Origin of the sequence: Kribbella sp. NBC_01505, from assembly GCF_045040285.1 — a bacterium.
GTDB lineage: Bacteria > Actinomycetota > Actinomycetes > Propionibacteriales > Kribbellaceae > Kribbella.
The window spans coordinates 9,358,092-9,378,887 of record NZ_CP109425.1; the positions used below are offsets into that span (position 1 = coordinate 9,358,092).

Here is a 20,796-nt window from a genome sequence, read left to right on the forward strand (position 1 = left end):
GCTGCAGGGCGGTGGTGGCGTCGATGCCGCTACCGGCCCCGGTAATGATCACGCTTCCAGTGCTGCTCATCCTTCCCAGTACCCACCGATCCAGGTGTTAGCAAGACCGTGAGCGGGTACCGACGCCGCACGATGACAGAGGCAATGGAGGCCGAGTTCGACGACGTCGCCTGGTGGACCTGCCTGGCCGCCGAGGAACTAGGCCAGGACTACTTCATCCCCGCCGGTTGCCGCGGCAGCGGTGGTCCACTGGCGCTGGCATGGTTGGCCGAGTCCTGCGACCTCCGCCCCGGTTCGCGCCTTCTGGACCTCGGCGCGGGAGTTGGCGGGCCGGCAGCCTGGGCCGCGAGCCGGTACGGCGTTCGCCCGCTCCTCCTCGATCCCATGCCCGGCGCCGGGCGCGCGTCGTACCGGCTGTTCGGGCTCCCGTCAACGACCGCGGACGGGACCGCGATTCCCCTTCGGCACGAATGCGTCGACACCGTCTGGTGCATCGGGGTCCTCTGCACCATCGAGGACAAGAAGGCCCTCCTGAACGAGGTCCACCGCGCGCTACGACCAGGCGGATCGCTCGGCCTGCTCGTTCTGGTTGCCGCCGGCACCGATGTGGACCCGGTGCCCGAGGGCAACTTCTTCCCGACCGAGACCGAACTCCACGACAGCCTCACCAACGCCGGCTTCGAGATCGGCGGCTCCATTGCCGCGCCAGACGAAACACCGACGAGCTGGCAGCAACGAATCGATCAGGTCGACGATCTGCTTCGCACCCGCCACGGCGACCATCCGGCGTATCGACAGGCCGAACACCAAAGCCGCATCCTGCGCGAACTCCTCGAGAGCGGACAGATCACCACACGCCTTCTGCACGGCGTCCGCCGCTGATATCAGTTGTCGGCGTCGGTGCCCTGCGCCGCCTGTGAGCGAGCGGCGTCCTTTGTTTCCGTGGTGACTGTGTCCTGCTGGGCGAGATTGCGCTGGTAGAAGTCATAGGCGGCCTGCTTGCTCATGCCCAAGGCGCCGCCGACCTGACTCCAGCTCGAGCCCTCTTCCCGGGCCTGACGGATCATGTGCCAGCGGGCGCCAGTGAGCAACTCGACCACACGCCGGCTCGCACGCAGCGCTTCCAGTCCGTTGACGCCGGGCAGATCGCTCAAGGCCTTCACGAGTACCGCGACAGAATGACCTGCTTGCTGGGTCTGCTCGATCTCACGTTCATAGAGCTCCCGTTGGTCACTGACCCGCAGCAGGGCGAGCAGCTCGTCCAGGCCCCTGGTGTCTGCCGATTGCGGGGACTGCTCCGTGTCACCACTCATAGCGTCAAGATAGCTTGACGAACAGGTAAATGTCACCTCTCGAGCGTCAAGGTAGCTTGACGATTGCCGACCGTCAAGCTACCTTGACGGAATGGACAGAGGTGCACCAACCAGAGCGCAACGAACCTGTCCATCCGGCGGCGATTCGATCACGGTGGCCGAGATCCGAGCCCGCGCAGCCACCTCTGCGGAGCGGTTCGCTCAGCTCGCCGTCGACCTGCACGACTCCGCCGGCATCGACGAGACTGTCGGGGCGGTCGTCGAATTCGCGGTGCAGGCGCTGAACTGCTCCCACGCCGGCGTCGCGCTGGTTGTCGCGCGGGGGCAGCTGGAAATCCCCGCGGTGACCGACCCTGTCGTCGCTGAGATCTATCGGGTCCAGGTCGCCGGCGGAAGGGGACCGCTGACGGAATCGATGCGCGACCACACCGTTGTCACGGTTCCAGACGTCGCTCTCGACAGCCGCTGGCCGGAATGGGCAGGCAAGGTTCTGGAGCTGGGAGTGCGCAGCGTGCTCGACGTACCGCTGACCACCGGCACAGGCGTCGTCGGCGTTCTCGGCCTGTACTCGACTCACCCGTACGCGTTCGGTCCCGACGAAGAAGCGATCGCGCACATCTTGGCCCGGCACGCCTCAGTCGCCGTAGCTACCGCCCGGCACGAAAAGCAGCTCGCCGCCGCGGTTGACGCCCGCAAGCTGGTCGGACAGGCGATGGGCATCCTGATGGAGCGCTTCGACGTCGACGGCGACCAAGCCTTCGCCATCCTCAAGCGCTACTCCCAAGACACCAACCGCAAACTGCGCGACGTCGCCCAGGACCTGATCGACACCCGCAAACTGCCGCGCTGATTCCCGGGACCGGATTCGGGCTGGGTACCGGCGCGTCGTCCAGTCCCCCGTTGTGAAAGGAACCTCCAGATGGCCGCGGACGTTGTCGATCTGATCATGCAGGACCACCGGGAGGTCGAGCGGCTGTTCGACGAGCTCAAGGACAACCCGGAGAAGCGGCCAACTCTGCTGCCCGTACTGACCACGTTGCTGACCGCGCACAGCCGCGCCGAAGAAGCCGAGGTCTACCCGGTCGCGGCCGCCGAGGCCGGCGAGAAGGAAGAGGTCTCGCACAGCCAGCAGGAACACATCGAAGCCGACAAGCTGCTGTCAGCCTCGGTTGAGTGACCAGACAGCAGCGTTGAGAGCAGCCGCGAAGGTGGTCCACAGCCAGTACGGAACGAGCAGCCAGACCGCAACTCCAGAACGGCCGCGGAAGCGGACAACTGTCCACGCGATCGCCAGCCACAGCAGCGCGATGTCGATCAACGCCAAGCCGCGGAGTCCGAAGCCGAAGAACAGCGGTGTCCAGACAGCGTTGAGCACCAACTGGACCGCAAATGGCACGAGCTCGGCCGACCAGCCCGTACGACGCCAGACCAGCCACCCGCTGATGGCGATCAAGGCGTAGAGAACAGTCCAGACCGGCCCGAACAGCCAGCTCGGCGGCGCCCAGGACGGCTGGTCCAAAGACTTGTACTGCTCAGCCGTGTCAGTCACGGCCAGCACGCCGATCAGCGCAGTAGCCACCGCGGCCGCAACGAACATCAGCAGCCCAGACACGCTTCGCCGCGTGGTCGGGCTTGCGAGCGTACTCATGAACACACCTCCCGCTCAATCTGCTCAGGTGTGCTCAGGTACCCCGATCCGAAACAGCACCTGCCGAATCTCCGTACGTCGGTTCGTTTCGTCGACCTGCGCGCGGGAACCGGTCGCGCCGCCGTCGCAGGAGGCCCTGACAGCTGCGACCGAAGGTAGTTCCCCGGCGCTGCATCCATGAGCGGACGAGGTTGAGAAGTCTGAGCAAGACCTGGATGCAGTCGTCTGGAGGATGCGGAGTGTGGGTGAGTTGACAACGTTATGGTCGAGGAGCGTGCTGACGGAGCCGATCAGCGCGATCTCCGGCGAGTGGCCGACCGGCGATGACCCGAAGACATGGCTGCGCGTGCAAGTGGCCGAAACCCGAGGTCTCGTCGTGAGCTTTGCGGCGGACCGGGCGAGCGAGTACTTCGTCGCACCGGAGACCTCGGTCCTGCGTGATCTGGTGACCGATTTCGTTGGCAGAGGCAAGTTCATCCGCTCGACCTTCGCCCACCTGGGCTGGCTGTGCGGCCGACCGGCCGACGGCAAGCGGATGGTGTCGCTCGGGGTGCTCAATCCGACCAGCGGTGGCACGTTCCAGGTCCCGGGCCAGATCACAGCCCAGGGCTATCGCATCGTGGACGTGTCTCTCGAGCCCGATGACGGAAACCCCGAGCACTCCCACGACAGCATCATCCGAGGAACACTTCCGGCGTAGCCCGACGTACCGCTTGGATCTCGCGACCTGTCAGCTCACTCCCTGTGCGGTCTGCCGGGTGCGGAGTTCGGTGATGGCGATCAGGCTCAGGATGACGATCGGGCCAATGACGTTCGTGATCGCGAAGGCGGCCGGAACGGGCAGGGTGAGCACGAGCACGAGTTCGAAAGCTGCTTCTGTTACCAGGCAGACACCCCAGACAGCGGTCAGCCGGCGGTGAACCCTTCGAAACGAGGGGCTCTCGTCGATTCGGCGCTCGAACCGTTCCGGGTCACCCGACAGGTCCCGCCGGATGCGTTCGATCAGGGAGCGACGGAGAGCCAGGGTGGCCATCGCCGCGAACCCGATCCCGGCGGTGATCAGGGCATCTTTGGCCAGTAGCCAACGCGCGTCGTCGATCACGAAAGCCAGCACGAACGAGAGGACGAAGCGAAGCAGGACCAGGCTTCCCAAGGCGCTGACCTGACGAGTACGCACCCATTGGACGAGCAGTACGACGGCCGCGATCGCCGCCGAGCCGGTAAGCGCCCAGATGTCGTTCGCGCCGAGTACCCGCAGCAGGGCGTACGAGCCGACGGGCAGACCGACGTTCCCGATGACGCTGAGGACTGTTCGCCACAGCCCGCTCATCTTGCTTCGTCGTCCTGCAACCGCTGCCGCAGGTCGTCAAGAAGCGCGGTCAGACTGGAGTGGTCGGCGCCGGTCAGCCCCAGTTGGTCAGGTTGCGCGGTGCGCATGACCGCCGGTCGGGCGCGGTCCAGCGCGGCAGCGGCCGCCGGAGTCATTCGCAGGCCGGCACGTCGACCGCGCCCACCGGCACCATTCCGCTCCACCAAGCCGGCCGCCACCATGTCTGTGACCAATCGCCCCATACTTTGCGGGCGAACCATAATGGCCTTGGCGAGGTCAGCCTGACTGAGGTCGTCGCCGTCGGCGATACACGACAGCACCCCGAACTGAGCTGGAGTGAGACCCGCATCGGCCATGATGGCGGTCAACCGGCGCTCGGCCAGATGCGCCGTACGGACAAGGTCCCACAAGAGATTCCCGGATGCCGTCATGCGACCGCTCCGCGCCAAAGAGCACGGGTCTGACGACTCAGCGAGGCACCTGCCGCCAGAGCCGAAAGCACTGCAGACGCTGCCGGCTTCAAGCCGGGCCTGCCTAGCAGACGCATCCAGCGCAGCGGCTCAAGCGACTCAGCCACCGCAGCCGGAGCATAAGCAGTCATCCGCCGCTGATAGTCAGCCAGGGCGACCGGCAGCGTGGACGCCCCCGAACGCGCCGATTGCAGCACCTCGGCCAGCACTCCAGCATCCCGAATCGCGGTTGCCGCACCCTGTCCCCCGGTCGGTGGCATGGCGTGAACCGCGTCCCCAAGGGCGGTGACACGCCCCGCGGGCCACGGCATCAGCTCTCGCCGTGGATCGGCTGCCAGGAAGGGAAACCGGGAGATCGAAGCTCTGTCGGACAGACCCGGAAGACTGCGGACCCTGGAATCCCACCCGCGCAGCACTTCGTCGAGTCCCACGATCGAGGAACCGATCCGACCGGCCGGGCCGATAACGCTCCAGATGAGCTCCGGGTCGACCGGCATCGCGTGGTGCGCTGGATCGACCGCTGCCCGATTCGGCACCGTCGTACAAGTCAGGAACAAGCCGAGCCCGTCAGGACCGATCGCGAGCAGGCCGGCCTCGGTGACCAGGTCGGACAGGCTTCCTGCTGCCGTCAACGGCACTCTGCCGGCCAGCCCGGCGATCCCGAGGTCACGAGCCGGCGCACGGCCTGCCAACCGCGTGGACACAACCGAGCGGGGACCGTCCGCGCCGACCAGCAGGTCGGCGTGGTGCGTGCCCTTGGCGGTATGGACCTGCACATCTTCGGGTCCTTGGTCGAAGCCGACCACTGGCTGCGCCCAGAGAACGCAGCCGGCGACCTCGCGCAGCAGGGCCCGGCGTAGCACCCGACGGTCGACGAACAGCAACTCTTCGGCCGGATCGATGCGAGGAGTACCCAACAAACGCAGCCGGTGGTCGTGAACGACGAGTCGCGACACGGCGGCGGCGCGTGCCGAACCGGCGAGCAGCATCTCCCAGGTCTCGGGCGCGACATGACGACGTAGCACCGCACAAGCACTCCCCGACAGGTGCAGCCGATACCCAGCCGTGTCCTCGATCCCCTGATCCCGCTCGACAATCGTCACTTCGTCGCCTGCAGCAACCAATGCCTGGGCAAGAGCAAGTCCACCGATTCCGGCACCCGCGATAACCACTTTCACATCGCCATACTAACAGCATGCTGATACTTCAGGTAGAACCTGAGTTCACTGGATCGTTTGCGATCGGGCGGAGCTGGTACAGGTCACCTCTGGAAAAGCCGAGGATCGTCATCGTCGGAGCGCGTCTCCTCGACGCCGGCGATGTCCAGCCGGCTGAGTCCCTCCAGCGCGGCGTCGAGCGCGGTGTAGCGCGGCCGGAAGCCGAGCATGCGCGCCGCCTTGTCCATCGAGCAGTGCGGGCTGTGTGCGATGTGGTCATAGGTGATCTCGGCGTCCCGTTCCGAGACGCCAGCTTTCCACTGCTCAAAAGGCAGGAAGCCCAGCCGCGCATCCTGACCGAACCACGCCGCAACGGCCTCGGCGTACCCGCGAAGCGTCATCGCTCCCTCGGCCACCGCGTGAAAGCTCTCACCGACCGCGGCGGAGCGGCCCTCCAGCGCGGCCAGGAAGACACCGGCCACGTCAACTGCATGGACATGCTGGACAGTCTCAAGACCCAGATTGGGCAGAACCAGCTCGTCACCGCGTGACAGCGTCCGGTAAACGCCGACGTCAAGGTTGCCGGCCGGATTCACCGGCGTCCACCCTGGCCCGCTGATGTGGCCGGGGTGAATGACCGTGGCCGGCACACCACCGCGCCGGGATTGGCCGAGCAGATACCTCTCGATCGCCGCCTTCTGGATTCCGTAGTCGCCAAAAGGCGCTCGCGGCGCGTCCTCGCGCGTCGGCACGGTGGCACTTGCCCCGTGCACCCAGATCGTTCCGCAGTGCAACAAGTGCTCGACCTGCCCGCTGATGGCGTCGACGAGCTGTCGCGCACTATCGGGAGTGAAACAGATCAGGTCGATCACGACGTCCGGAGCCAGCTCGGCGACCCGTCGCCCGAAGGTTCCGTCGGCCTCCTCCGCGGCGCGGTCGACCTGCACCAGCTTTGCCTGCGTCCAAGCCCCATCGCGCTGGTACGGCGCACGCTCGCCCCGACTGAGCACAGTCACCTGATGGCCGCGGCGCACCAGCCCCGGCACCAGATAGGTGCCGATGTGACCAGTTCCTCCGATCACCACGATATGCATAACGCCGACCCTAGCCCCAGCTTCGAAGTCGGCCGGTCCGCCGGTGCCTCGACGCCGGCCTCTTGAGCTAAGGTTCTCGGGATTGCGGGTAGAAATTTTGGGCACCGGAGGCACAAGTTCGTGTCATCCGCGTCGTCAACGCTGCCCTGGACCTCGGCGGCACTCCAAGGAGTGTTTCCAGAGAGCCGAGGCCCATGTATCCCACCACCCATCGCCGCCACGCGAGCCCACCTCGCTCGGAAGCCGCCCTGCTGGCCTCGGCACGCCGCGGTGACAACGCGGCCGCCGGACAGATCTACGACCAGCACGCCGCAGCGCTGCTCCAGATCGCCTGCGCGATACTGCGCGACAGCGATCAGTCCGAGAAGGTCGTTGCCGACGTGATCGTCCAGGTCTGCACCGGCGCCGACGATCCTGGCGAACAGGCAAGCCTGCGTCACCAGCTCTCCCGCCTCACCTACCTGCTCTGCGTCCAACGCCTACCGACGACCGCCCAGCCCGGGGACCCAGCCGAAGATCACCACGACAACGCCTTTGCGGCCATGATCATGCTGCGAGAACTCGCGCGGCAACAACGCGCAGCCATCGCGTTGGTAACGCTCGGCGACCACACCGTCGTCGACGTAGCGCGCCTCCTACGGTTGCCGCCAGCAAGGGTGTTGGCCTTGCTGCCTTCCTGCCTCGGTGACCTGCGGCCGACCGACGACCTCCCCGACCAGGACCGGCCACCCCTGGTACGCCGCCGACACAGCAGCTGGGCCCTGTCCGACCTCCGATGACGACGGCTACTGGCAATAGCTACACACATCTGGTTGAGGTTGCAATGGGCCGGACAGGGCACCGGTTGGGTCATGAGCGACGAAAAATCCATTACCGTCTCCCGCACGATCAACGCCTCGACGAAGGACTTGTTCAACGTCCTCACCAACCCCGAACGGCATGCTGAGCTGGACGGTTCCGGGTTCGTGGTCAGTGACGAGAAGACCAACCGGATCACCGCCAGCGGGCAAGTTTTCCGGATGAACATGACCGGCGACCACATGGGCGGCGACTACCAGACCGACAACACCGTTGTCGGCTACGACCCGAACCACCTGGTCGCGTGGCAGACGGCGCCCGCGGATACCGAGCCGCCGGGGTGGCAGTGGGTCTGGGAGCTCAAAGCTCTCGATGCCGCCGACACCGAAGTCACCTTGACCTACGACTGGTCGAAGGTGACCGATCGCGACATCCTCCAGAAGGTGACGTTCCCGCTGATCGAGCAGGGCCAACTCGAGGACTCTCTCGGCAACCTGGCCGCCGCCGTCGTCAAGAACTAGCGACGCTATCCCGGCGGTGCCTGGTCAGGGCGGAGGACCCCGAAGCTGTTGGCAGGATCTATGCAGCGAAGGGGCGACCGCCACCGGCGGGCTCGAAACGGTAGCGCAGGCAGACGTCGTACTGGCGGTGCCGGTCTCACTGTCCGACTACGCGCACGGGCTCTACGGATACCTCCGCGAGTTCGACCGGCAGCACTGCGATCTTGTCATCGCGTCTCTGCCCGAGGAAGAAGGTCTGGGTGCGGCGATCGCCAATCGCCTCGGTCGCGCCGGTGGACCGAGAATTACCGAGTGATTGTCTCCAGCCCTTTGGAGGCCACGATTCGCGCGCTACCGTCGACCAGGCGGTAAGACAGGCCCACGACCGCGACCTCACCTGCCTCCACGCGCTCGGTCAACGCCCGAGAGCGCTCCAGCAGCAGGTCGACCGTGTGGCCGACGTGCGCAGCGATGATCTCGTCGGGCTCGGTCCGGCCGGCGGCCCGGGCCGCCAGGATGCTCGGCGTCACGCGCTCGACAATGTCCCGCACGTAGCCTGAGGCAACAGTCCCGTTGTCCAAGGCATCGCAGGCTGCGCCCACGGCCCCACAGGAGTCGTGGCCCAGGACAACGACCAACGGGCAGCCGAGCACCTCAACGCCGTACTCGATACTGCCCAGCACCTCGGCGCCGATCACATGACCAGCAGTCCGTACGACGAACAGATCACCAAGCCCGCGATCGAAGATGATCTCCGCCGCGAGCCGAGAGTCCGAGCAGCCGAACAGCACCGCGAACGGCTGTTGCCCCGGTGCGATCTCAGCACGCCGTACGGAGTCCTGGTTCGGGTGCTCCGGCTCGCCGGTGACGAAGCGGCGGTTGCCGCTCAGCAACAGGTCGAGAGCCTTCTTGGGCGAGGAAGTTGCCACGTCAGCCACAGTGAAAGCCTAGCGGCCCTGAACTGGTCGTTGCGGCCGGAGCTCAGACCGTCCATAGGGCGTACTGCTCGGGGCGTCGGAGCAGCGACCGCCCCAGTGGCAAGGCGGTCGATGCCAGTCCCGCGATTTGCTGTACGAGTCAGTCTTCCGATCTGCCTACTCGTTCCTTTCTCTCCCCAGTTGAGATTTGTCCCGCGATCATTTGCTCCACAAGTACGTCTGGCTGCCAGAGACCCCTGGTACCAGACCATCATTCTCCGATTCGAAGGCGACGTACCGGCCGTCGTCGGAGATCGCCGGGCCGAAACTACCTGTCCCGCCGCCCGTGGTCGGCTGCTGGCCACGCGTGATCCAGACGCGGTCGCCGGTCTTTCGGTCGAGCCGGAACACGTCGCTGAGGTCATCGGAATCTGCGGGGGTCAGCCGGGCCGCCGTACTGAAGGTGACATACCTGCCGTCAGCCGACACATCGCTGCGCCGGACCGGACTGATCGTCGTCGACGGCCGGCCGAGACGGTCGCCGGTGATCAACTCGAGCCGGTTGGTGCGCAGGTCCCGCAGCCAGATGTTCGGGACCGGGTCGAAGCCGACCGCCTGGTACTCCGTCACGGTGAGGACGACGTACCGGCCGTCGGCGGAGAAGGACGTGTAGCCGAACTCGGTGTCCACGGTCCGCGGGTCGAGGACCACTCCGTCGGAGATCACCCGGGTGGTGTTCTTCAGCCGGTCGCGGACCGAGACCCTGCTCGCTGCCGTCACGAAGACCGCGAAGCGCCCGTTGCCGGAGATCGTGGGTTCCCGCGAGTAGAGGTCGAGTTGCTGCCCGGAGGCGCTCAGCGAGATCCGTTCGGTACGGCGGGTCGCCAGGTCACGGACGAACACGTCCTCGGTGCCGTTCGTGTCGCCGGCGACGAGGTTCGTCGATCCCGACGTGAAGACCACATGCTTGCCGTCGCCGGAGATCTCCGGCTGATGCGCGCCGTGGTCGGCCAGGCCGTTGGGACCCACCGAGGCCAGAGTCGTCCGGCCGGTGCGAAGGTCGCGGACGAGGACGTCCGGGCTGTTGTTCGTGTCACCGGGAAAGAGGTTCGTGGCATTGGTGTTGAACGCGACGAACCGTCCATCCGCCGAGATCGACCCCTCCCGGCTCTCACCATTGCCCTGGCCGCCACCCACCCCGACGGAGGCGAGCGTGGTCCGGCCGGTCCTGGCGTCGCGGACGAAGACGTCCCGCTGGTTGTTCGTGTCGCCGACCACGAGGTCGCTCGCGTACGAGGAGAAGACGACGTACCGGCCGTCGGCCGAGACGTCCAAGCCCTTCTCGGTCCCAGCGGTCGAGTCGCCGGCTCCGCCCCCACCGCCCGGAGCAGCCGAGACGAGTTCGATCATGCCAGGGCCGGTGGGAGCGGCGATCGCACCCACCGGTAAAGCGGCCAGTGCGAGTCCTGCGATAGCTGTTCGGCTCAGTGTGCGGAACTGGATGGTCATGAACCCCTCCTTCAAGGACATCTGTAGAGATGCGCCCGGGGGAGCAAAAGTTACAACTCAGGCCATCGCGCGGTCATCCAGCGCGACATCGCCGAAGCAACACGGACGAGCGCTGCCCCGGCCCTTCTCCTCGACGAAGGAGTCGAACTTGCTCGGCCGCATCCCACCGCCGGCGTTTCCGACGGTAGTGTGAGCTGGGCTCGTCCGATAGCGCCGAGGACAAGGAGACGTGGCTCATGAAGTCACAAGCAGACCATGTGCAAGCTCTCCTGGGGACGACCGGAGAGCAGGTTCATTCGGCGGCGCAGGCGTTTCAGCAAGGCGGGCTCCGTCGCGAGCTACGCAAGTTTCGTTCGCTCGCGCCAGGGGCCACACTGATCGGCGCTCTGCTGACGCTGGGCCATCCGGTCCCCCAGGACGCGCCGACCCGTGAGTTGCCCGGCCAGATGGTCGTCGCACTCACCGACCGCCGGCTGCTGTTCTACACGCAGGGCGGAACCGGTATCGCGAAGGCGAAGAAGCTCGTCCATGAGGTCGACCGCGCGGACGTGGTCGGCCTCGAGCAGCCGGACCTGGTGGAGGGCGTCCTCAAGGTCCTCCGGGCCGGAGTCCTGACACGCGACGGCACCGTGCTGCGCTTCGAGTTCGGACGTGTCGCGATCGCCGAGGGAACACGCATGCTGGAGGAGCTCGGACGCGACCTCCGGAACACCTGAACGGTCACCGACGCCCCCAACCCATCCAGCGCCAGCTCGACGGCGATCAGTGATGTGTCGCGGACAGGTGCGCTCGTTCTCCTTGAGCCCCGAACAGGGTAAGAACCTCCGCGGGCTGGTCGGTGGCGCTGCCGATCGCGTGCGGTACCCGGGTGTCGAACTCGGCCGCTTCACCAGCGCCCAGCCTCAGGTCCTGATCGCCGAGGATCAGCCGCACCTGACCGTTGAGCACGTAGAACCACTCGTACCCTTCGTGCGTCTGCAGCTTGATCGATCGCCGGGCCGGCGGATACACCACCTTGTACGTCTGAATCCCGCCTGCCCGACGAGTCAACGGCACCACGATCAGGCCGAATCGTCGTACCGGCTTCAGATGAATCCGGGGATCACCGGTCGGCGGCGCCTGCACCAGATCGTCCAGCGGGACTCCGTGAGCCTTTGCCAGGGGCAACAACTGCTCCAGCGTCGGGCGCAACTTGCCGGTCTCCAGCCGTGACAGGGTGCTCGCGGTCAGACCGGTCTCCTCGGCGAGGTCGGCCAGCGTCACCCCCCGCCCCCGACGAAGTTCCCGCATCCGTTCTCCCACACCGGCCAGCACGTCGCGCGCAGTCTTCTCCATGACCTCATAATGCAGATCCGCAATTTTTCTTGCAAGTCTCGCCGAGGTATCGGCACGCTGAACACATGACCAACCGGATCCGGTTCATCGCAGCTGCAGTCATCGCCACGCTGGCCCTGTCGACAGGCTGCGCCACCTCGACCACAACCACCCCGACGCCCTCGACAGCAGCGACCTACACCGCCGCCACGCGAGACGACGCCGACTTCAACCACCAGTTCCGGCACGAGTTCGCCGAGGTCGACGGTGTCCGAATGCACTACGTCACCGGTGGAACCGGCAGCCCCCTGATCCTCCTGCACGGCTGGCCGCAGTCTTGGTACGAGTGGCGCGGCATCATGCCTGCCCTCGCCAAGAACCACACCGTCTACGCCATCGACCTACCCGGCCTCGGAGACAGCGAAGGCACCCCGTCCAGCTACTCGAAGGCGACCCTGGCCCGCTACCTCCACGGCCTGATCTCGGACAAGCTCGATCTGAAATCGATCGGCCTGGTCGGCCATGACCTCGGTGCCGGAGTCGGCTTCCAGTACGCCGCGCAGTATCCGACCGAGGTCACCAGATACGCCCACCTCGACTATCCGCTCCCCGGCCCTGTCCTCTCCGCGGGCCAGTACCGGACCCTCAGCTGGCATCTGGCCTTCCACACCCAGGCAGACTTCCCCGAAGCCGTGGTGGCCAACGACGTCCGCCGCTACCTGGGCCTGTTCATCCCCACCGTGGCCTATGGCGGGAAGAGCTTCGGTGGCACGAACACCAAGTCGCCGTACACCGACCGTGAGATCGACGAGTTCGCCCGCACCTACAGCCGGCCACAGGTCCTCACCGGCGGATTCAACCTCTACCGAACCCTCGACCAGGACGAGCGCGACAACCGCGCCGCGAAACCCATCACCACACCCACACTGCTCCTCACCGCGCAAGGACTGTTGCCCTTCACCCGCTCAACCCTTCAGCCCCGCGTCAAGAACCTGATCAAGACCGCCGAGGTCCCCCACGCCGGCCACTGGCTGCCGGAGGAGAACCCCGCGTTCGTCACCACCCAACTCCTGTCCTTCTTCAACCGCTGAAAGGAGCCTGCAATGACATCGGTCAACCCATTGCTCGCCGAGACCGTCGAATCACTGCCCCTCGGTACCGCCCTCGATCTTGGCTGCGGCCCCGGCGACGACACTCGCTGGCTCGCCCACCGCGGCTGGCAGATCACCGCGGTGGACATCTCCGCCACCGCCATCCAGCGCCTGCGCGAGTCCACACGGCAACTGAACCTGGCCCAGCTGATCACCGTCGAACAGCACGACCTCACCGCGACCTTCCCACCCGGCGAATTCGACCTCGTCTCGGCCCAGTACTTCCACGGCCGATTCACGGTGCCACGCAGCCGGATTCTCAGGCGCGCCGCCGACAGGGTGCGCCCCGGTGGCGTGATGCTGATTGTCGACCACGGCTCCATTGCTCCCTGGTCCTGGGACCAGAACCCCGGTATTCACTTCCCCACTCCGGATGAAATCGCAGTCGAACTCGATCTCGATCCGAGCGACTGGCAGGTCATCCGCGCCGATAAGCCCAGCCGCGAGGCCACCGGACCCGACGGCAGCACGGCAACAGTCGTCGACCATGTTCTCGCCGTACGCCGCAACACCGCAGAGAGAAGCTGACGATGGACCAGCCGCCACCCGGGACCGACGCCGACGAGAAGACCACCCTGATCGCGTTCCTTGACTACCTGCGTAACTCGGTGATCGCCAAAACGGCCGGAGCCCCTGAGCCCGCCGTACGGACCGCTGGAGTGTCATCCGGGACCAGCGTGCTGGGACTGCTCAAACACCTGGCCTACGTCGAACGGTTCTACTTCCAAGGTGAACCCGTCCGCAGCTGGGCCGCGACGATGCGCCCCGGACCGACCGACACGATCGAATCACTCACCGACACCTACCGCGACGCCATAGCCAACTCCAACAAGGTCATCGCTGCCTACAGCGACCTGAGTCGCCCCGCCCCTCTCCTATCACGCCGAAAGTCTCAGTCCTCGATGCGCTGGCTACTGATCCACATGATCGAGGAGACCGGCCGGCACGCAGGACACGCCGACATCCTCCGCGAACAGATCGACGACATCACCGGACGCTAAGAGCAACTGACCGTGCGAGCCGAGCATCACCCACCCTCAGAACGCTGTCCTCAGTGAGCCAGCCTGACCTATCGGTGTGTTTGGGGTACGGCTGCGAACAGGGCCCTGTGGGCGGCTGCGGCCAGGAGACCGCCGATCAGAGGCGCCGCTAGGAAGACCCAAACCTGGCCGAGGGCAGGGTTGCCCGCGAGGAGGGCTGGGCCGAAACTGCGGGCCGGGTTGACAGAGGTTCCGTCGATGGGGATCGCGAGCAGGTGGATGACGGTCAGGGCGAGGCCGATCGGGAGGCCGGCGAAGGCGGCGTGGGCGATCCGGTCCGTGCTGGCCAGGATGACGAGGACCAGGACGAAGGTGCCGACGACCTCGGTGCCGATGACGGAAGCCAGGGTGTAGCCGCCGCTGGACTGGGCGCCGAAGCCGTTGGCACCGATACCGTCGGCAGTTGTGTAGCCGGGACGTCCGTGGGCGATCCCCGAGACGACGACGGCTCCGGCGATTCCGCCGGCGAGCTGGGCGAGGACGTACCCAGCGGCCTTGCCGGCGGTGATGCGCCGCGCGATGAGCAGGCCGAGGGTGACGGCCGGGTTGAAATGTGCTCCCGAGATCGGGCCTAGTGCGTAGATCAATGCGACGAGAGTCAGACCGAAGGCGAGGGCGATCCCGACTGATCCGACGGTGTCGCCGGCGATGACGGCGGTCCCGACGCCGCCGATGACGAGAATGGCGGTGCCGAGGAATTCGGCCAGATAGGCACGTGACACTGGCGTGGCGGGTTCGCCGCCAGGCGTAGTGGTGCTGGTACGGCGGGTGCGGCTGCCGGTGGTCATGGGTGTGCTGCTCCTGATCGTGGCTGTTGGCAACGATTGACCAGATGTCCCAGGTCGGGACCGATCTGGTTGCTACGCTAGTAGATTCGTCGGGACCAGGTTCCCGGGGAACCAGCTCGCAGTCATGTCGGCGCCTCCGGTCCGGTCTGATCGATCCAGACCTTCACCGCTCCGCTGTTGTCCGGTGAGACCTCGACACGACACTCGTGAGCGCAAATGCCGTCGACACCGTCAACGACATAACGCAGCATCGCGGCCAACGCGTAGGTGGAGATGTCGACCCGCGCCGTAGGACTCGGCAGACGAATGGTCTGGCCGAGACTGAGGTCGGCGCGGACGGCGGTCATGATCTTGTCCAGGAACCCGGCCGGGGGTGTCGCCGGGTCGTCGATCAGCGCACGGGTGGCTTCGGTGAGTTCGTCCAGACTGGCCCGCGCGGTCGTGCAGTGCGGACAGTTGAGTGCGTGGTCTGTGATCCGGTCGGCTTCCATGTCGTCCCAGACGTCTTCGACGCTGTGACCGCACGGCAGTAGGTGACCGGTTTCTTGGGTGGGGTTCATTTCCATGGCTTCATCACCTCCGCTAGCTCTGCGCGTGCTCTGTCGGCGATCTCTTGATAGGAGCGGCCGTGAACCTCGCGCAACAGCCAGCAGGCCCGCTGCGGGCTCAATGAAGTAGGGACGACGCCAACCTCGCAGAGGTCACGATCGCCGCCGCGATCGGCCCGGTGACTGTGCTCACACGACTCGGACCGTGAGGTTTGCTCGCGAGGCGCTGTCTTCCTGGCAACGAACCACCGATCACCACGACGAGGGAGTACGGCGATGAGCCTGAGCGACAAGGTGAACAACCAGGTCCAGGAGACCGTCGGCGAGGTCATCGGCAACTCCAACCTGAAGGCGGAGGGCAAGGCGGACCGGTCCGAAGCCGGCCTGCGTCAGGTCGCACAGGACCTCAAGGACCACGTGGCCACCACGAAAGACGCGGTCCGCAAGGCTCTAGACCTCCGCTGACACCGACACCACAATCCGCCAACTCTTCAAGGAGATCACCATGTGGGCCTTTCTCTCCCGCCGCTTCTGGTTGTGGCTCGTCCTGGCTGTCGGCGCCCCGACGGCGTCGTGGCTGCTAGGCAAGGCCGGTGACCGGCTGGAGTCCCGCAGCGGCCCGACCCGGATCAGCGACACCCTGAAGAAGACCGGCGGACTCGTCGGGCGGCAGGCCCGCGGCCCGCTGGCACGTGACCACGAACACACCACGAACGCGAACCAACCTGCGAAGCGACCGTGACGAATCATCTCCGGCTGCTGTCTACACAGCAACACCCCACCAACCCCGAACAGACAAAGGACAATCCGATGGCTGACACCACCACCGCCACTCCGGCCACCGTCGCCGGCAAGACCACGATCGAGCGCGAGATTGTTGCCGACAGCACCGGTTCTGTGGTCTCGACCGGAAAGACCGTCATCGCCGACATCGTGGTCTCGAAGATCGCCGGCATCGCGACCCGCGAGATCACCGGCGTCTACGACCTCGGCGGTACGGCGGCTCGCACGGTCGGCCTGATCCGCGACCGGATCGGCACCAGGACGAACCTTTCCCAGGGCGTGTCGGTCGAGGTCGGCGAGACCCAGGCCGCGATCGACCTGCAGATCATCGCCGAGTACGGCGTCAGCATCGCGGACCTCGCGAGCGCGATCCGCAGCAACGTGATCTCGGCGATCGAGCGGATGACCGGTCTCGAGGTCACCGAGGTCAACATCGCCGTGAGCGACGTCCACCTCGAGGGCGACGACGACAACAACGACGCCGACGCTGAGCCGGCCGAGCCCCGCGTCCAGTGACCACCCCCATCGCCGGGGGCGGCACCACCATCACGGTGGCACGTGAGCCGGCCCTGGCCGAACGAATCGCTTCCCGAGTCGGCTCGGTTCCCGGCGTAGCAGGTCTGCACGGCGGCACCTTCGGAGATGTCGTCACCTACCTGCCCGGCAGCCGGCTCGCCGGAGTCCGGATCACCGACGACCGGATACAGGTCCACGTCGTCACCATCGCGGGCCGGCCGATCCACCCGATCGCCGCCGCCGTACGGCTCGCCGTACAAGACCTGACCGATCGGCCGGTCGACGTGACGATCGAAGACATCGCAACACCCAGCACGACCTGATTCACCCGACCAGTACGCCGGCACCGGGCAGAGCGCCCGGGCCACCCTCTAGGAGAACTCGTGAACACCTCGACCATCGGCCTGTTCGCCGGTCTTTTGATCGCCATCGCCGCGGCAGCCGGCGGTTTCGGTGGCTTCCTGCTAGCCCTCGTGCTGGGCGTGATCGGCCTCGTCGTCGGCAGGTACCTGTCCGAAGGCAGCAAGGGCCTGGACGACCTGATCTCACGCCGCGGCCGTGGCTGAGACCGCCACCCTCGCCCCGGTGTCAGCACCGGCCACGCCGGCACCCTCCGGCTCGTCAGCCGGACGGACCGAACCAGGTGAGCGAGGAACACTCCAGATCAGCGAGCGCGCGATCGAACGTATCGCCACGACGACCGCACTCCAGGCGCCGGCCGTGATCAGCCAGGACGCGACCTTCGGGCGCGGCTTGCCCAAGGTCAAGGCACAGCTCGCCGGGCAACGTGTCCGCCTCGATGTCGAGGTCGCGATCCTGTGGGGTCACCCGCTGGCCGATGTTGCTGCCGAGGTCCGCGGTCGGGTCGCCCGGACTGTGGCCGAGCTGACCGGGTTCGGGGTCGACGTGGTGAACGTCGACATCTCCGCGGTCGAACTCCCCAAGCCTGACACCAATACCACCAGCGCGCCGAGGAGGCTGCGATGAGCACCGCCGCCAAGAAGCCCGTCGCCGCACCGGCCGCCGCGAAGGTCGCCGTGATCGGAGCCCTGGCCGTCCTCGCGATCGCAGCTGTCGCGATCCGCGACACTCTCGTGACGACCGGCGTCATCGATGGCTCGTCGTGGCTGGAGTGGGTGTTCAAGAAGGCCGAGGTTCTGAGGCCTGCCGATTGGATGACGTACTCCGGTGGCGCCGCCGTACTGATCGGGGTCTGGGTCCTGATCGCTGCACTCAAGCCGCGCAAGGCAACCCACTTGGCTGTCGGTGACGCCGGCAGCGGTGTGTGGATCCGCAGCCGCGACGCAGCTCGCCTGGCCACCGACACCGCGCGCGGTATCGACTCGGTCACCAGCGCCGGCACCAAGACCAGCGGCCGCCGCAAGCTTCGCGTCGCAGCGACAACGTTCGGCGACGCGGACCGGGTCCGCGACGAGCTGGCCGACGCCATCGCGCAGCGCCTGAACACCATCAGCCCGAGTCCCAGGGTTCGCGCCCTGGTCACTGCCGAGGAGAACTGACATGCGCCGCGGACTGATCGCCTTCGACCGAACCGCCGCCATCGTCATCGCGCTCGTCCTGATCGCCGCCGGAGCAGTAGCCCTGGGCTGGCGCTACGACCTCATCCCCGACGCATCCGACCGGGTCGAGATCAAGGGACTCAGCGACCTCACCACCCTGTCCTGGTGGCCCTGGGCCACCGGAGCCGCCGGAGTGCTCCTGGCGATCCTGGGTCTCGTCTGGCTCGCCCGGCACCTCCCCCGCCGCGGAAGCGGCCAACTGGGTCTGAGCGGCAGCGACCAGAGCGGACGGCTCACCGCGGACACGACGGCCGCCGCGGACACCGCCGGGCAGTTCCTCGCCCAGGCTCCCGGAGTCCGCAACGGGACCGGCCGCATCGTGGTGGACCGTGGCCAGCTCGTCGCCGAGCTCACCGCAACCCTTGAGCCAGGCGCGGATCTCGGCACGGTCACCGCCGCTGCCGCCAGCACCATGCAGCAGCTGCAGCACGTCATCGGCCGCGACGACCTACGGCACCGCGTCGAGCTGAGCGTTGCCCGTACCGACAAGACCACCACCGCCACCCGCGTCCAGTAATTCATCACGGACCGGTCGATCAACAGGAGATGACAGCAATGGGTATCGCAGACAAGGCCAAGAACGCCGCCGAAGAGATCGCGGGCAAGGCCAAAGAGGTGATCGGTGATCTGACCGACAACAAGGACCTCGAGAACGAAGGCAAGGCCGACCAGACCAAGGCCGACGTGAAGAACGCCGGCGAGAACGTCAAGGACGCCTTCAAGAAGTAGGGCTCGCGGCGGTGCTGTTGTCCGGCCGCCTCGCAGCATCCGGACAACAGCACCTCCCTCTCAAGGAGCATCGTGAGCAATCACCGCAGCATCGCCAGCCGTGCCTACAGCGCACTCGGGCGGGTCACCTGGAAGTTCCTCCGCCGCAAGGTGAAGAGCTCCACAGAACGCAAGCGTCCGGCCAATCGCGCCAAAGCGCGTCGCGCCCGGTCCTGACCGCCCACATCCCCTGATACAGGAGAACACGAACTCATGATCGGATTCATCGTCGCCGGCCTCGTCATCGGAGCCCTGGCCCGCCTGTTCAAGCCCGGCAAGCAGAACCTCGGCTGGATCGCCACCCTGCTACTCGGCCTGGCCGGCTCCGTCATCGGCGGTGTCGTCGCCAACCTGCTCGGCACCGGCGGTATCTTCGAGCTCAACGTCCTCGGCTTCGTCGTCGCCGTGATCGCCGCCGTCATCCTCGTCGGCGCCGCTGAAGCTCTGGCCTCGCGCAGCAAGACGGCCTGACCGCACCGCCTCACCCATCCGAACCTGCCCCGGCCGACAACACTCGGCCGGGGTTTCGCACGGCCCACACCAAAAGGCGCCCGCACTCCTGAGCTCCCCTCGGTTCAGGTGACGTCGATGACCACCTTCCCGAAGACGTTCCCCTCGCGATGCTTGCTGAAGGCAAGCGGTGCGTCGACGAAGTCGAAGCGGCTGTCGATGATCGGATGGATGTCGTGCTTCTCGATCGCTTGGACAAGGTCGCGGTGCATGCTGGTGCTTCCGACGGCGGTTCCACGAACGGATGCACCACTGCCGGCGAAGGTTTCCTGCTCGAGTTCCGCGACCCCGACAACATCGCCCTCGAACTCTTCGCCCCCACATCAAACTGAATCGTCCATGCCCGCGACCTGTTCCTGCCAGAGCGGGCTCCGTCCCCGTAGGCCGCCGGCAAACTACCCGCCGATCGCTGACCTGATCGAGCAGGGCTGGTCGGTCGGGAGCCTCAGGGAAGGGATGTGGAACAGCTACTGATCGGCGGAGAGGGCCGCGCCGTCACAGGTAGAGGGTGTATCCGATGACGCTGGGGACTTGCACGTTCAGCTTGCCGGCGTCCTTGGTCAGCACCTCTTCCGTCGCCAGCAGTGCGCCCGTCGCGGGGTCGAAAATTGCGACCCGCCGCGTTGGCAGTCCGGTGTACGTCGAGTCCGCGGCGAACGCCAGACCGCTGGAGATGCTAGGCCAGGCCGGGTAGCCAACTCGTTGCCAGCACGCTGATAGGCAGCAGCCGCCCGCCCGTCAGAGCGCCGGCGCCGCGCCAGAACGTTCGCCGCGACCCGGTACAGCCACGGAAGCACCCTCCCTGCCGGCAAGTCGTCGCGGCGATGCCACGCGACCAAGAAGACGTCGGCGGTCACGTCGTACGCCACCTCGACATCACCGACACGGCGCTCGACATAGCGCAACACCGCTAGATGATGCTCGCGATACAACTGCTCAAGATCGGGCGCATCAGGCTCGGTCATCGGTTCCACACCTGTCTATCCCCGGTCACCCACAAAGCGTCACACACGGCCCGCTCCAATACTTTTGAGGACTGGATTCTGCGTTGTGCCGCGTCGG

Annotated in this window: 34 protein-coding genes and 1 pseudogene; 22 read left to right on the forward strand and 13 right to left on the reverse strand. The window is 66.4% G+C overall.

The features are described from left to right. Window positions 1-132 precede the first annotated feature (132 nt). On the forward strand, window positions 133-882 hold the full coding sequence (locus tag OG474_RS43525; RefSeq protein WP_405059555.1) for a class I SAM-dependent methyltransferase: 750 nt from the start codon (window positions 133-135) through the stop codon (window positions 880-882). Between the two features lie 2 nt (window positions 883-884). On the opposite strand, the gene OG474_RS43530 is transcribed toward OG474_RS43525, so the two are convergent. Beyond that, window positions 885-1,313 carry a hypothetical protein gene (locus tag OG474_RS43530; RefSeq protein WP_405059556.1) on the reverse strand — a complete coding sequence of 143 codons (429 nt, stop codon included), beginning with the start codon at window positions 1,311-1,313 and terminating at the stop codon, window positions 885-887. Between the two features lie 154 nt (window positions 1,314-1,467). Between OG474_RS43530 and OG474_RS43535 the strand changes: the two genes are divergently transcribed. Further along, complete coding sequence (locus tag OG474_RS43535; RefSeq protein ID WP_405059557.1) at window positions 1,468-2,163, forward strand: GAF and ANTAR domain-containing protein; 696 nt, start codon at window positions 1,468-1,470, stop codon at window positions 2,161-2,163. Window positions 2,164-2,232: 69 nt separating this feature from the next. Continuing rightward, window positions 2,233-2,490 (forward strand): hemerythrin domain-containing protein, encoded by a 258-nt coding sequence (locus tag OG474_RS43540; RefSeq protein WP_405059558.1) that lies wholly within the window; start codon window positions 2,233-2,235, stop codon window positions 2,488-2,490. Here OG474_RS43540 and OG474_RS43545 read toward each other — a convergent pair. After that, window positions 2,473-2,961, reverse strand: coding sequence for a TspO/MBR family protein (locus OG474_RS43545; RefSeq protein ID WP_405059559.1), 489 nt, complete (start codon window positions 2,959-2,961; stop codon window positions 2,473-2,475). The two genes, OG474_RS43540 and OG474_RS43545, sit on opposite strands and share 18 nt — an antisense overlap. A 274-nt stretch (window positions 2,962-3,235) precedes the next feature. Here OG474_RS43545 and OG474_RS43550 point away from each other — a divergent pair, with 274 nt between their 5' ends. Next, window positions 3,236-3,661 (forward strand): anti-sigma factor, encoded by a 426-nt coding sequence (locus OG474_RS43550; protein WP_405059560.1) that lies wholly within the window; start codon window positions 3,236-3,238, stop codon window positions 3,659-3,661. Window positions 3,662-3,691: 30 nt separating this feature from the next. Here the strand turns inward: OG474_RS43550 and OG474_RS43555 are convergent, their stop codons facing one another. The 4 genes from OG474_RS43555 to OG474_RS43570 form a co-directional block, all read right to left on the reverse strand. Next, a complete protein-coding gene (locus OG474_RS43555; RefSeq protein ID WP_405059561.1) occupies window positions 3,692-4,291 on the reverse strand; it encodes a VC0807 family protein in 600 nt (199 codons plus the stop codon). Further along, window positions 4,288-4,722: a MarR family winged helix-turn-helix transcriptional regulator gene (locus tag OG474_RS43560; protein ID WP_405059562.1), complete on the reverse strand. Its 435-nt coding sequence runs from the start codon at window positions 4,720-4,722 to the stop codon at window positions 4,288-4,290. Before OG474_RS43560 ends, OG474_RS43555 begins: the two co-directional genes overlap by 4 nt. Next, window positions 4,719-5,939, reverse strand: coding sequence for an FAD-dependent oxidoreductase (locus OG474_RS43565; protein WP_405059563.1), 1,221 nt, complete (start codon window positions 5,937-5,939; stop codon window positions 4,719-4,721). Before OG474_RS43565 ends, OG474_RS43560 begins: the two co-directional genes overlap by 4 nt. Window positions 5,940-6,022: 83 nt before the next feature. Further along, complete coding sequence (locus OG474_RS43570) at window positions 6,023-7,012, reverse strand: NAD-dependent epimerase/dehydratase family protein (RefSeq protein ID WP_405059564.1); 990 nt, start codon at window positions 7,010-7,012, stop codon at window positions 6,023-6,025. Window positions 7,013-7,206: 194 nt separating this feature from the next. Between OG474_RS43570 and OG474_RS43575 the strand changes: the two genes are divergently transcribed. From OG474_RS43575 to OG474_RS43585, 3 genes are all read left to right on the forward strand, one after another. Next, entirely contained in the window at window positions 7,207-7,791 is a 585-nt protein-coding gene (locus OG474_RS43575; RefSeq protein WP_405059565.1) for an RNA polymerase sigma factor, read from the forward strand. A 72-nt stretch (window positions 7,792-7,863) separates the two neighbouring features. Next, window positions 7,864-8,331, forward strand: a complete 468-nt coding sequence (locus OG474_RS43580) for an SRPBCC family protein (protein WP_405059566.1) — start codon at window positions 7,864-7,866, stop codon at window positions 8,329-8,331. A 16-nt stretch (window positions 8,332-8,347) separates the two neighbouring features. Continuing rightward, window positions 8,348-8,626 carry a Sua5 family C-terminal domain-containing protein gene (locus tag OG474_RS43585; RefSeq protein WP_405059567.1) on the forward strand — a complete coding sequence of 93 codons (279 nt, stop codon included), beginning with the start codon at window positions 8,348-8,350 and terminating at the stop codon, window positions 8,624-8,626. On the opposite strand, the gene OG474_RS43590 is transcribed toward OG474_RS43585, so the two are convergent. Then, window positions 8,616-9,248: a carbonic anhydrase gene (locus OG474_RS43590; RefSeq protein ID WP_405059568.1), complete on the reverse strand. Its 633-nt coding sequence runs from the start codon at window positions 9,246-9,248 to the stop codon at window positions 8,616-8,618. The two genes, OG474_RS43585 and OG474_RS43590, sit on opposite strands and share 11 nt — an antisense overlap. A 198-nt stretch (window positions 9,249-9,446) precedes the next feature. Further along, entirely contained in the window at window positions 9,447-10,736 is a 1,290-nt protein-coding gene (locus OG474_RS43595) for a TolB family protein (protein WP_405059569.1), read from the reverse strand. A gap of 236 nt (window positions 10,737-10,972) precedes the next feature. Here OG474_RS43595 and OG474_RS43600 point away from each other — a divergent pair, with 236 nt between their 5' ends. Next, the gene (locus tag OG474_RS43600; protein WP_405059570.1) at window positions 10,973-11,452 is read left to right on the forward strand and encodes a hypothetical protein; all 480 of its coding nucleotides are present in this window, start codon (window positions 10,973-10,975) and stop codon (window positions 11,450-11,452) included. Window positions 11,453-11,498: 46 nt separating this feature from the next. Here the strand turns inward: OG474_RS43600 and OG474_RS43605 are convergent, their stop codons facing one another. After that, window positions 11,499-12,071 (reverse strand): helix-turn-helix domain-containing protein, encoded by a 573-nt coding sequence (locus OG474_RS43605; protein ID WP_405059571.1) that lies wholly within the window; start codon window positions 12,069-12,071, stop codon window positions 11,499-11,501. 65 nt (window positions 12,072-12,136) lie between these two features. Here OG474_RS43605 and OG474_RS43610 point away from each other — a divergent pair, with 65 nt between their 5' ends. Genes OG474_RS43610 through OG474_RS43620 form a run of 3 tightly spaced genes read left to right on the forward strand, consistent with a single transcriptional unit; the run spans window position 12,137 to window position 14,202 of the window. Continuing rightward, on the forward strand, window positions 12,137-13,141 hold the full coding sequence (locus OG474_RS43610; protein ID WP_405059572.1) for an alpha/beta fold hydrolase: 1,005 nt from the start codon (window positions 12,137-12,139) through the stop codon (window positions 13,139-13,141). A gap of 12 nt (window positions 13,142-13,153) precedes the next feature. Next, window positions 13,154-13,729: a class I SAM-dependent methyltransferase gene (locus OG474_RS43615; protein WP_405059573.1), complete on the forward strand. Its 576-nt coding sequence runs from the start codon at window positions 13,154-13,156 to the stop codon at window positions 13,727-13,729. 2 nt (window positions 13,730-13,731) lie between these two features. Continuing rightward, window positions 13,732-14,202 (forward strand): DinB family protein, encoded by a 471-nt coding sequence (locus tag OG474_RS43620; protein ID WP_405059574.1) that lies wholly within the window; start codon window positions 13,732-13,734, stop codon window positions 14,200-14,202. A 68-nt stretch (window positions 14,203-14,270) separates the two neighbouring features. Here OG474_RS43620 and OG474_RS43625 read toward each other — a convergent pair whose 3' ends face one another. Further along, window positions 14,271-15,029 carry an MIP family channel protein gene (locus OG474_RS43625; protein WP_405059575.1) on the reverse strand — a complete coding sequence of 253 codons (759 nt, stop codon included), beginning with the start codon at window positions 15,027-15,029 and terminating at the stop codon, window positions 14,271-14,273. 122 nt (window positions 15,030-15,151) lie between these two features. Then, a complete protein-coding gene (locus OG474_RS43630) occupies window positions 15,152-15,595 on the reverse strand; it encodes a hypothetical protein (RefSeq protein WP_405059576.1) in 444 nt (147 codons plus the stop codon). Between the two features lie 258 nt (window positions 15,596-15,853). On the opposite strand from OG474_RS43630, the gene OG474_RS43635 reads away from it, so the two are divergent. The 11 genes from OG474_RS43635 to OG474_RS43685 all read left to right on the forward strand — a co-directional run bounded on the left by OG474_RS43635 (window position 15,854) and on the right by OG474_RS43685 (window position 19,695). After that, window positions 15,854-16,042 (forward strand): CsbD family protein, encoded by a 189-nt coding sequence (locus OG474_RS43635; RefSeq protein WP_405059577.1) that lies wholly within the window; start codon window positions 15,854-15,856, stop codon window positions 16,040-16,042. Window positions 16,043-16,082: 40 nt separating this feature from the next. Further along, complete coding sequence (locus OG474_RS43640; protein ID WP_405059578.1) at window positions 16,083-16,319, forward strand: hypothetical protein; 237 nt, start codon at window positions 16,083-16,085, stop codon at window positions 16,317-16,319. A gap of 68 nt (window positions 16,320-16,387) precedes the next feature. Then, window positions 16,388-16,876, forward strand: coding sequence for an Asp23/Gls24 family envelope stress response protein (locus OG474_RS43645; RefSeq protein ID WP_405059579.1), 489 nt, complete (start codon window positions 16,388-16,390; stop codon window positions 16,874-16,876). Continuing rightward, window positions 16,873-17,199 (forward strand): hypothetical protein, encoded by a 327-nt coding sequence (locus tag OG474_RS43650; protein WP_405059580.1) that lies wholly within the window; start codon window positions 16,873-16,875, stop codon window positions 17,197-17,199. The genes OG474_RS43645 and OG474_RS43650 overlap by 4 nt, the downstream gene beginning before the upstream one ends. A gap of 60 nt (window positions 17,200-17,259) precedes the next feature. Next, window positions 17,260-17,442: a hypothetical protein gene (locus tag OG474_RS43655; protein ID WP_405059581.1), complete on the forward strand. Its 183-nt coding sequence runs from the start codon at window positions 17,260-17,262 to the stop codon at window positions 17,440-17,442. Window positions 17,443-17,461: 19 nt separating this feature from the next. Further along, window positions 17,462-17,863 carry an Asp23/Gls24 family envelope stress response protein gene (locus tag OG474_RS43660; protein WP_405059582.1) on the forward strand — a complete coding sequence of 134 codons (402 nt, stop codon included), beginning with the start codon at window positions 17,462-17,464 and terminating at the stop codon, window positions 17,861-17,863. Next, window positions 17,860-18,396: a DUF6286 domain-containing protein gene (locus tag OG474_RS43665; RefSeq protein ID WP_405059583.1), complete on the forward strand. Its 537-nt coding sequence runs from the start codon at window positions 17,860-17,862 to the stop codon at window positions 18,394-18,396. The genes OG474_RS43660 and OG474_RS43665 overlap by 4 nt, the downstream gene beginning before the upstream one ends. Window position 18,397: 1 nt before the next feature. Next, window positions 18,398-18,973: a hypothetical protein gene (locus OG474_RS43670; RefSeq protein WP_405059585.1), complete on the forward strand. Its 576-nt coding sequence runs from the start codon at window positions 18,398-18,400 to the stop codon at window positions 18,971-18,973. A 38-nt stretch (window positions 18,974-19,011) separates the two neighbouring features. Then, complete coding sequence (locus OG474_RS43675; protein WP_405059586.1) at window positions 19,012-19,185, forward strand: CsbD family protein; 174 nt, start codon at window positions 19,012-19,014, stop codon at window positions 19,183-19,185. A gap of 72 nt (window positions 19,186-19,257) precedes the next feature. Then, the gene (locus OG474_RS43680) at window positions 19,258-19,401 is read left to right on the forward strand and encodes a hypothetical protein (RefSeq protein WP_405059587.1); all 144 of its coding nucleotides are present in this window, start codon (window positions 19,258-19,260) and stop codon (window positions 19,399-19,401) included. Window positions 19,402-19,437: 36 nt separating this feature from the next. Beyond that, complete coding sequence (locus OG474_RS43685; RefSeq protein ID WP_405059588.1) at window positions 19,438-19,695, forward strand: GlsB/YeaQ/YmgE family stress response membrane protein; 258 nt, start codon at window positions 19,438-19,440, stop codon at window positions 19,693-19,695. A 104-nt stretch (window positions 19,696-19,799) separates the two neighbouring features. Here OG474_RS43685 and OG474_RS43690 read toward each other — a convergent pair. Continuing rightward, window positions 19,800-19,997: pseudogene (locus OG474_RS43690) on the reverse strand (zinc-binding dehydrogenase); the annotation flags it as partial. A gap of 297 nt (window positions 19,998-20,294) precedes the next feature. Continuing rightward, window positions 20,295-20,699 carry an RNA polymerase sigma factor gene (locus OG474_RS43695; protein WP_405059589.1) on the reverse strand — a complete coding sequence of 135 codons (405 nt, stop codon included), beginning with the start codon at window positions 20,697-20,699 and terminating at the stop codon, window positions 20,295-20,297. Window positions 20,700-20,796 lie beyond the last annotated feature (97 nt).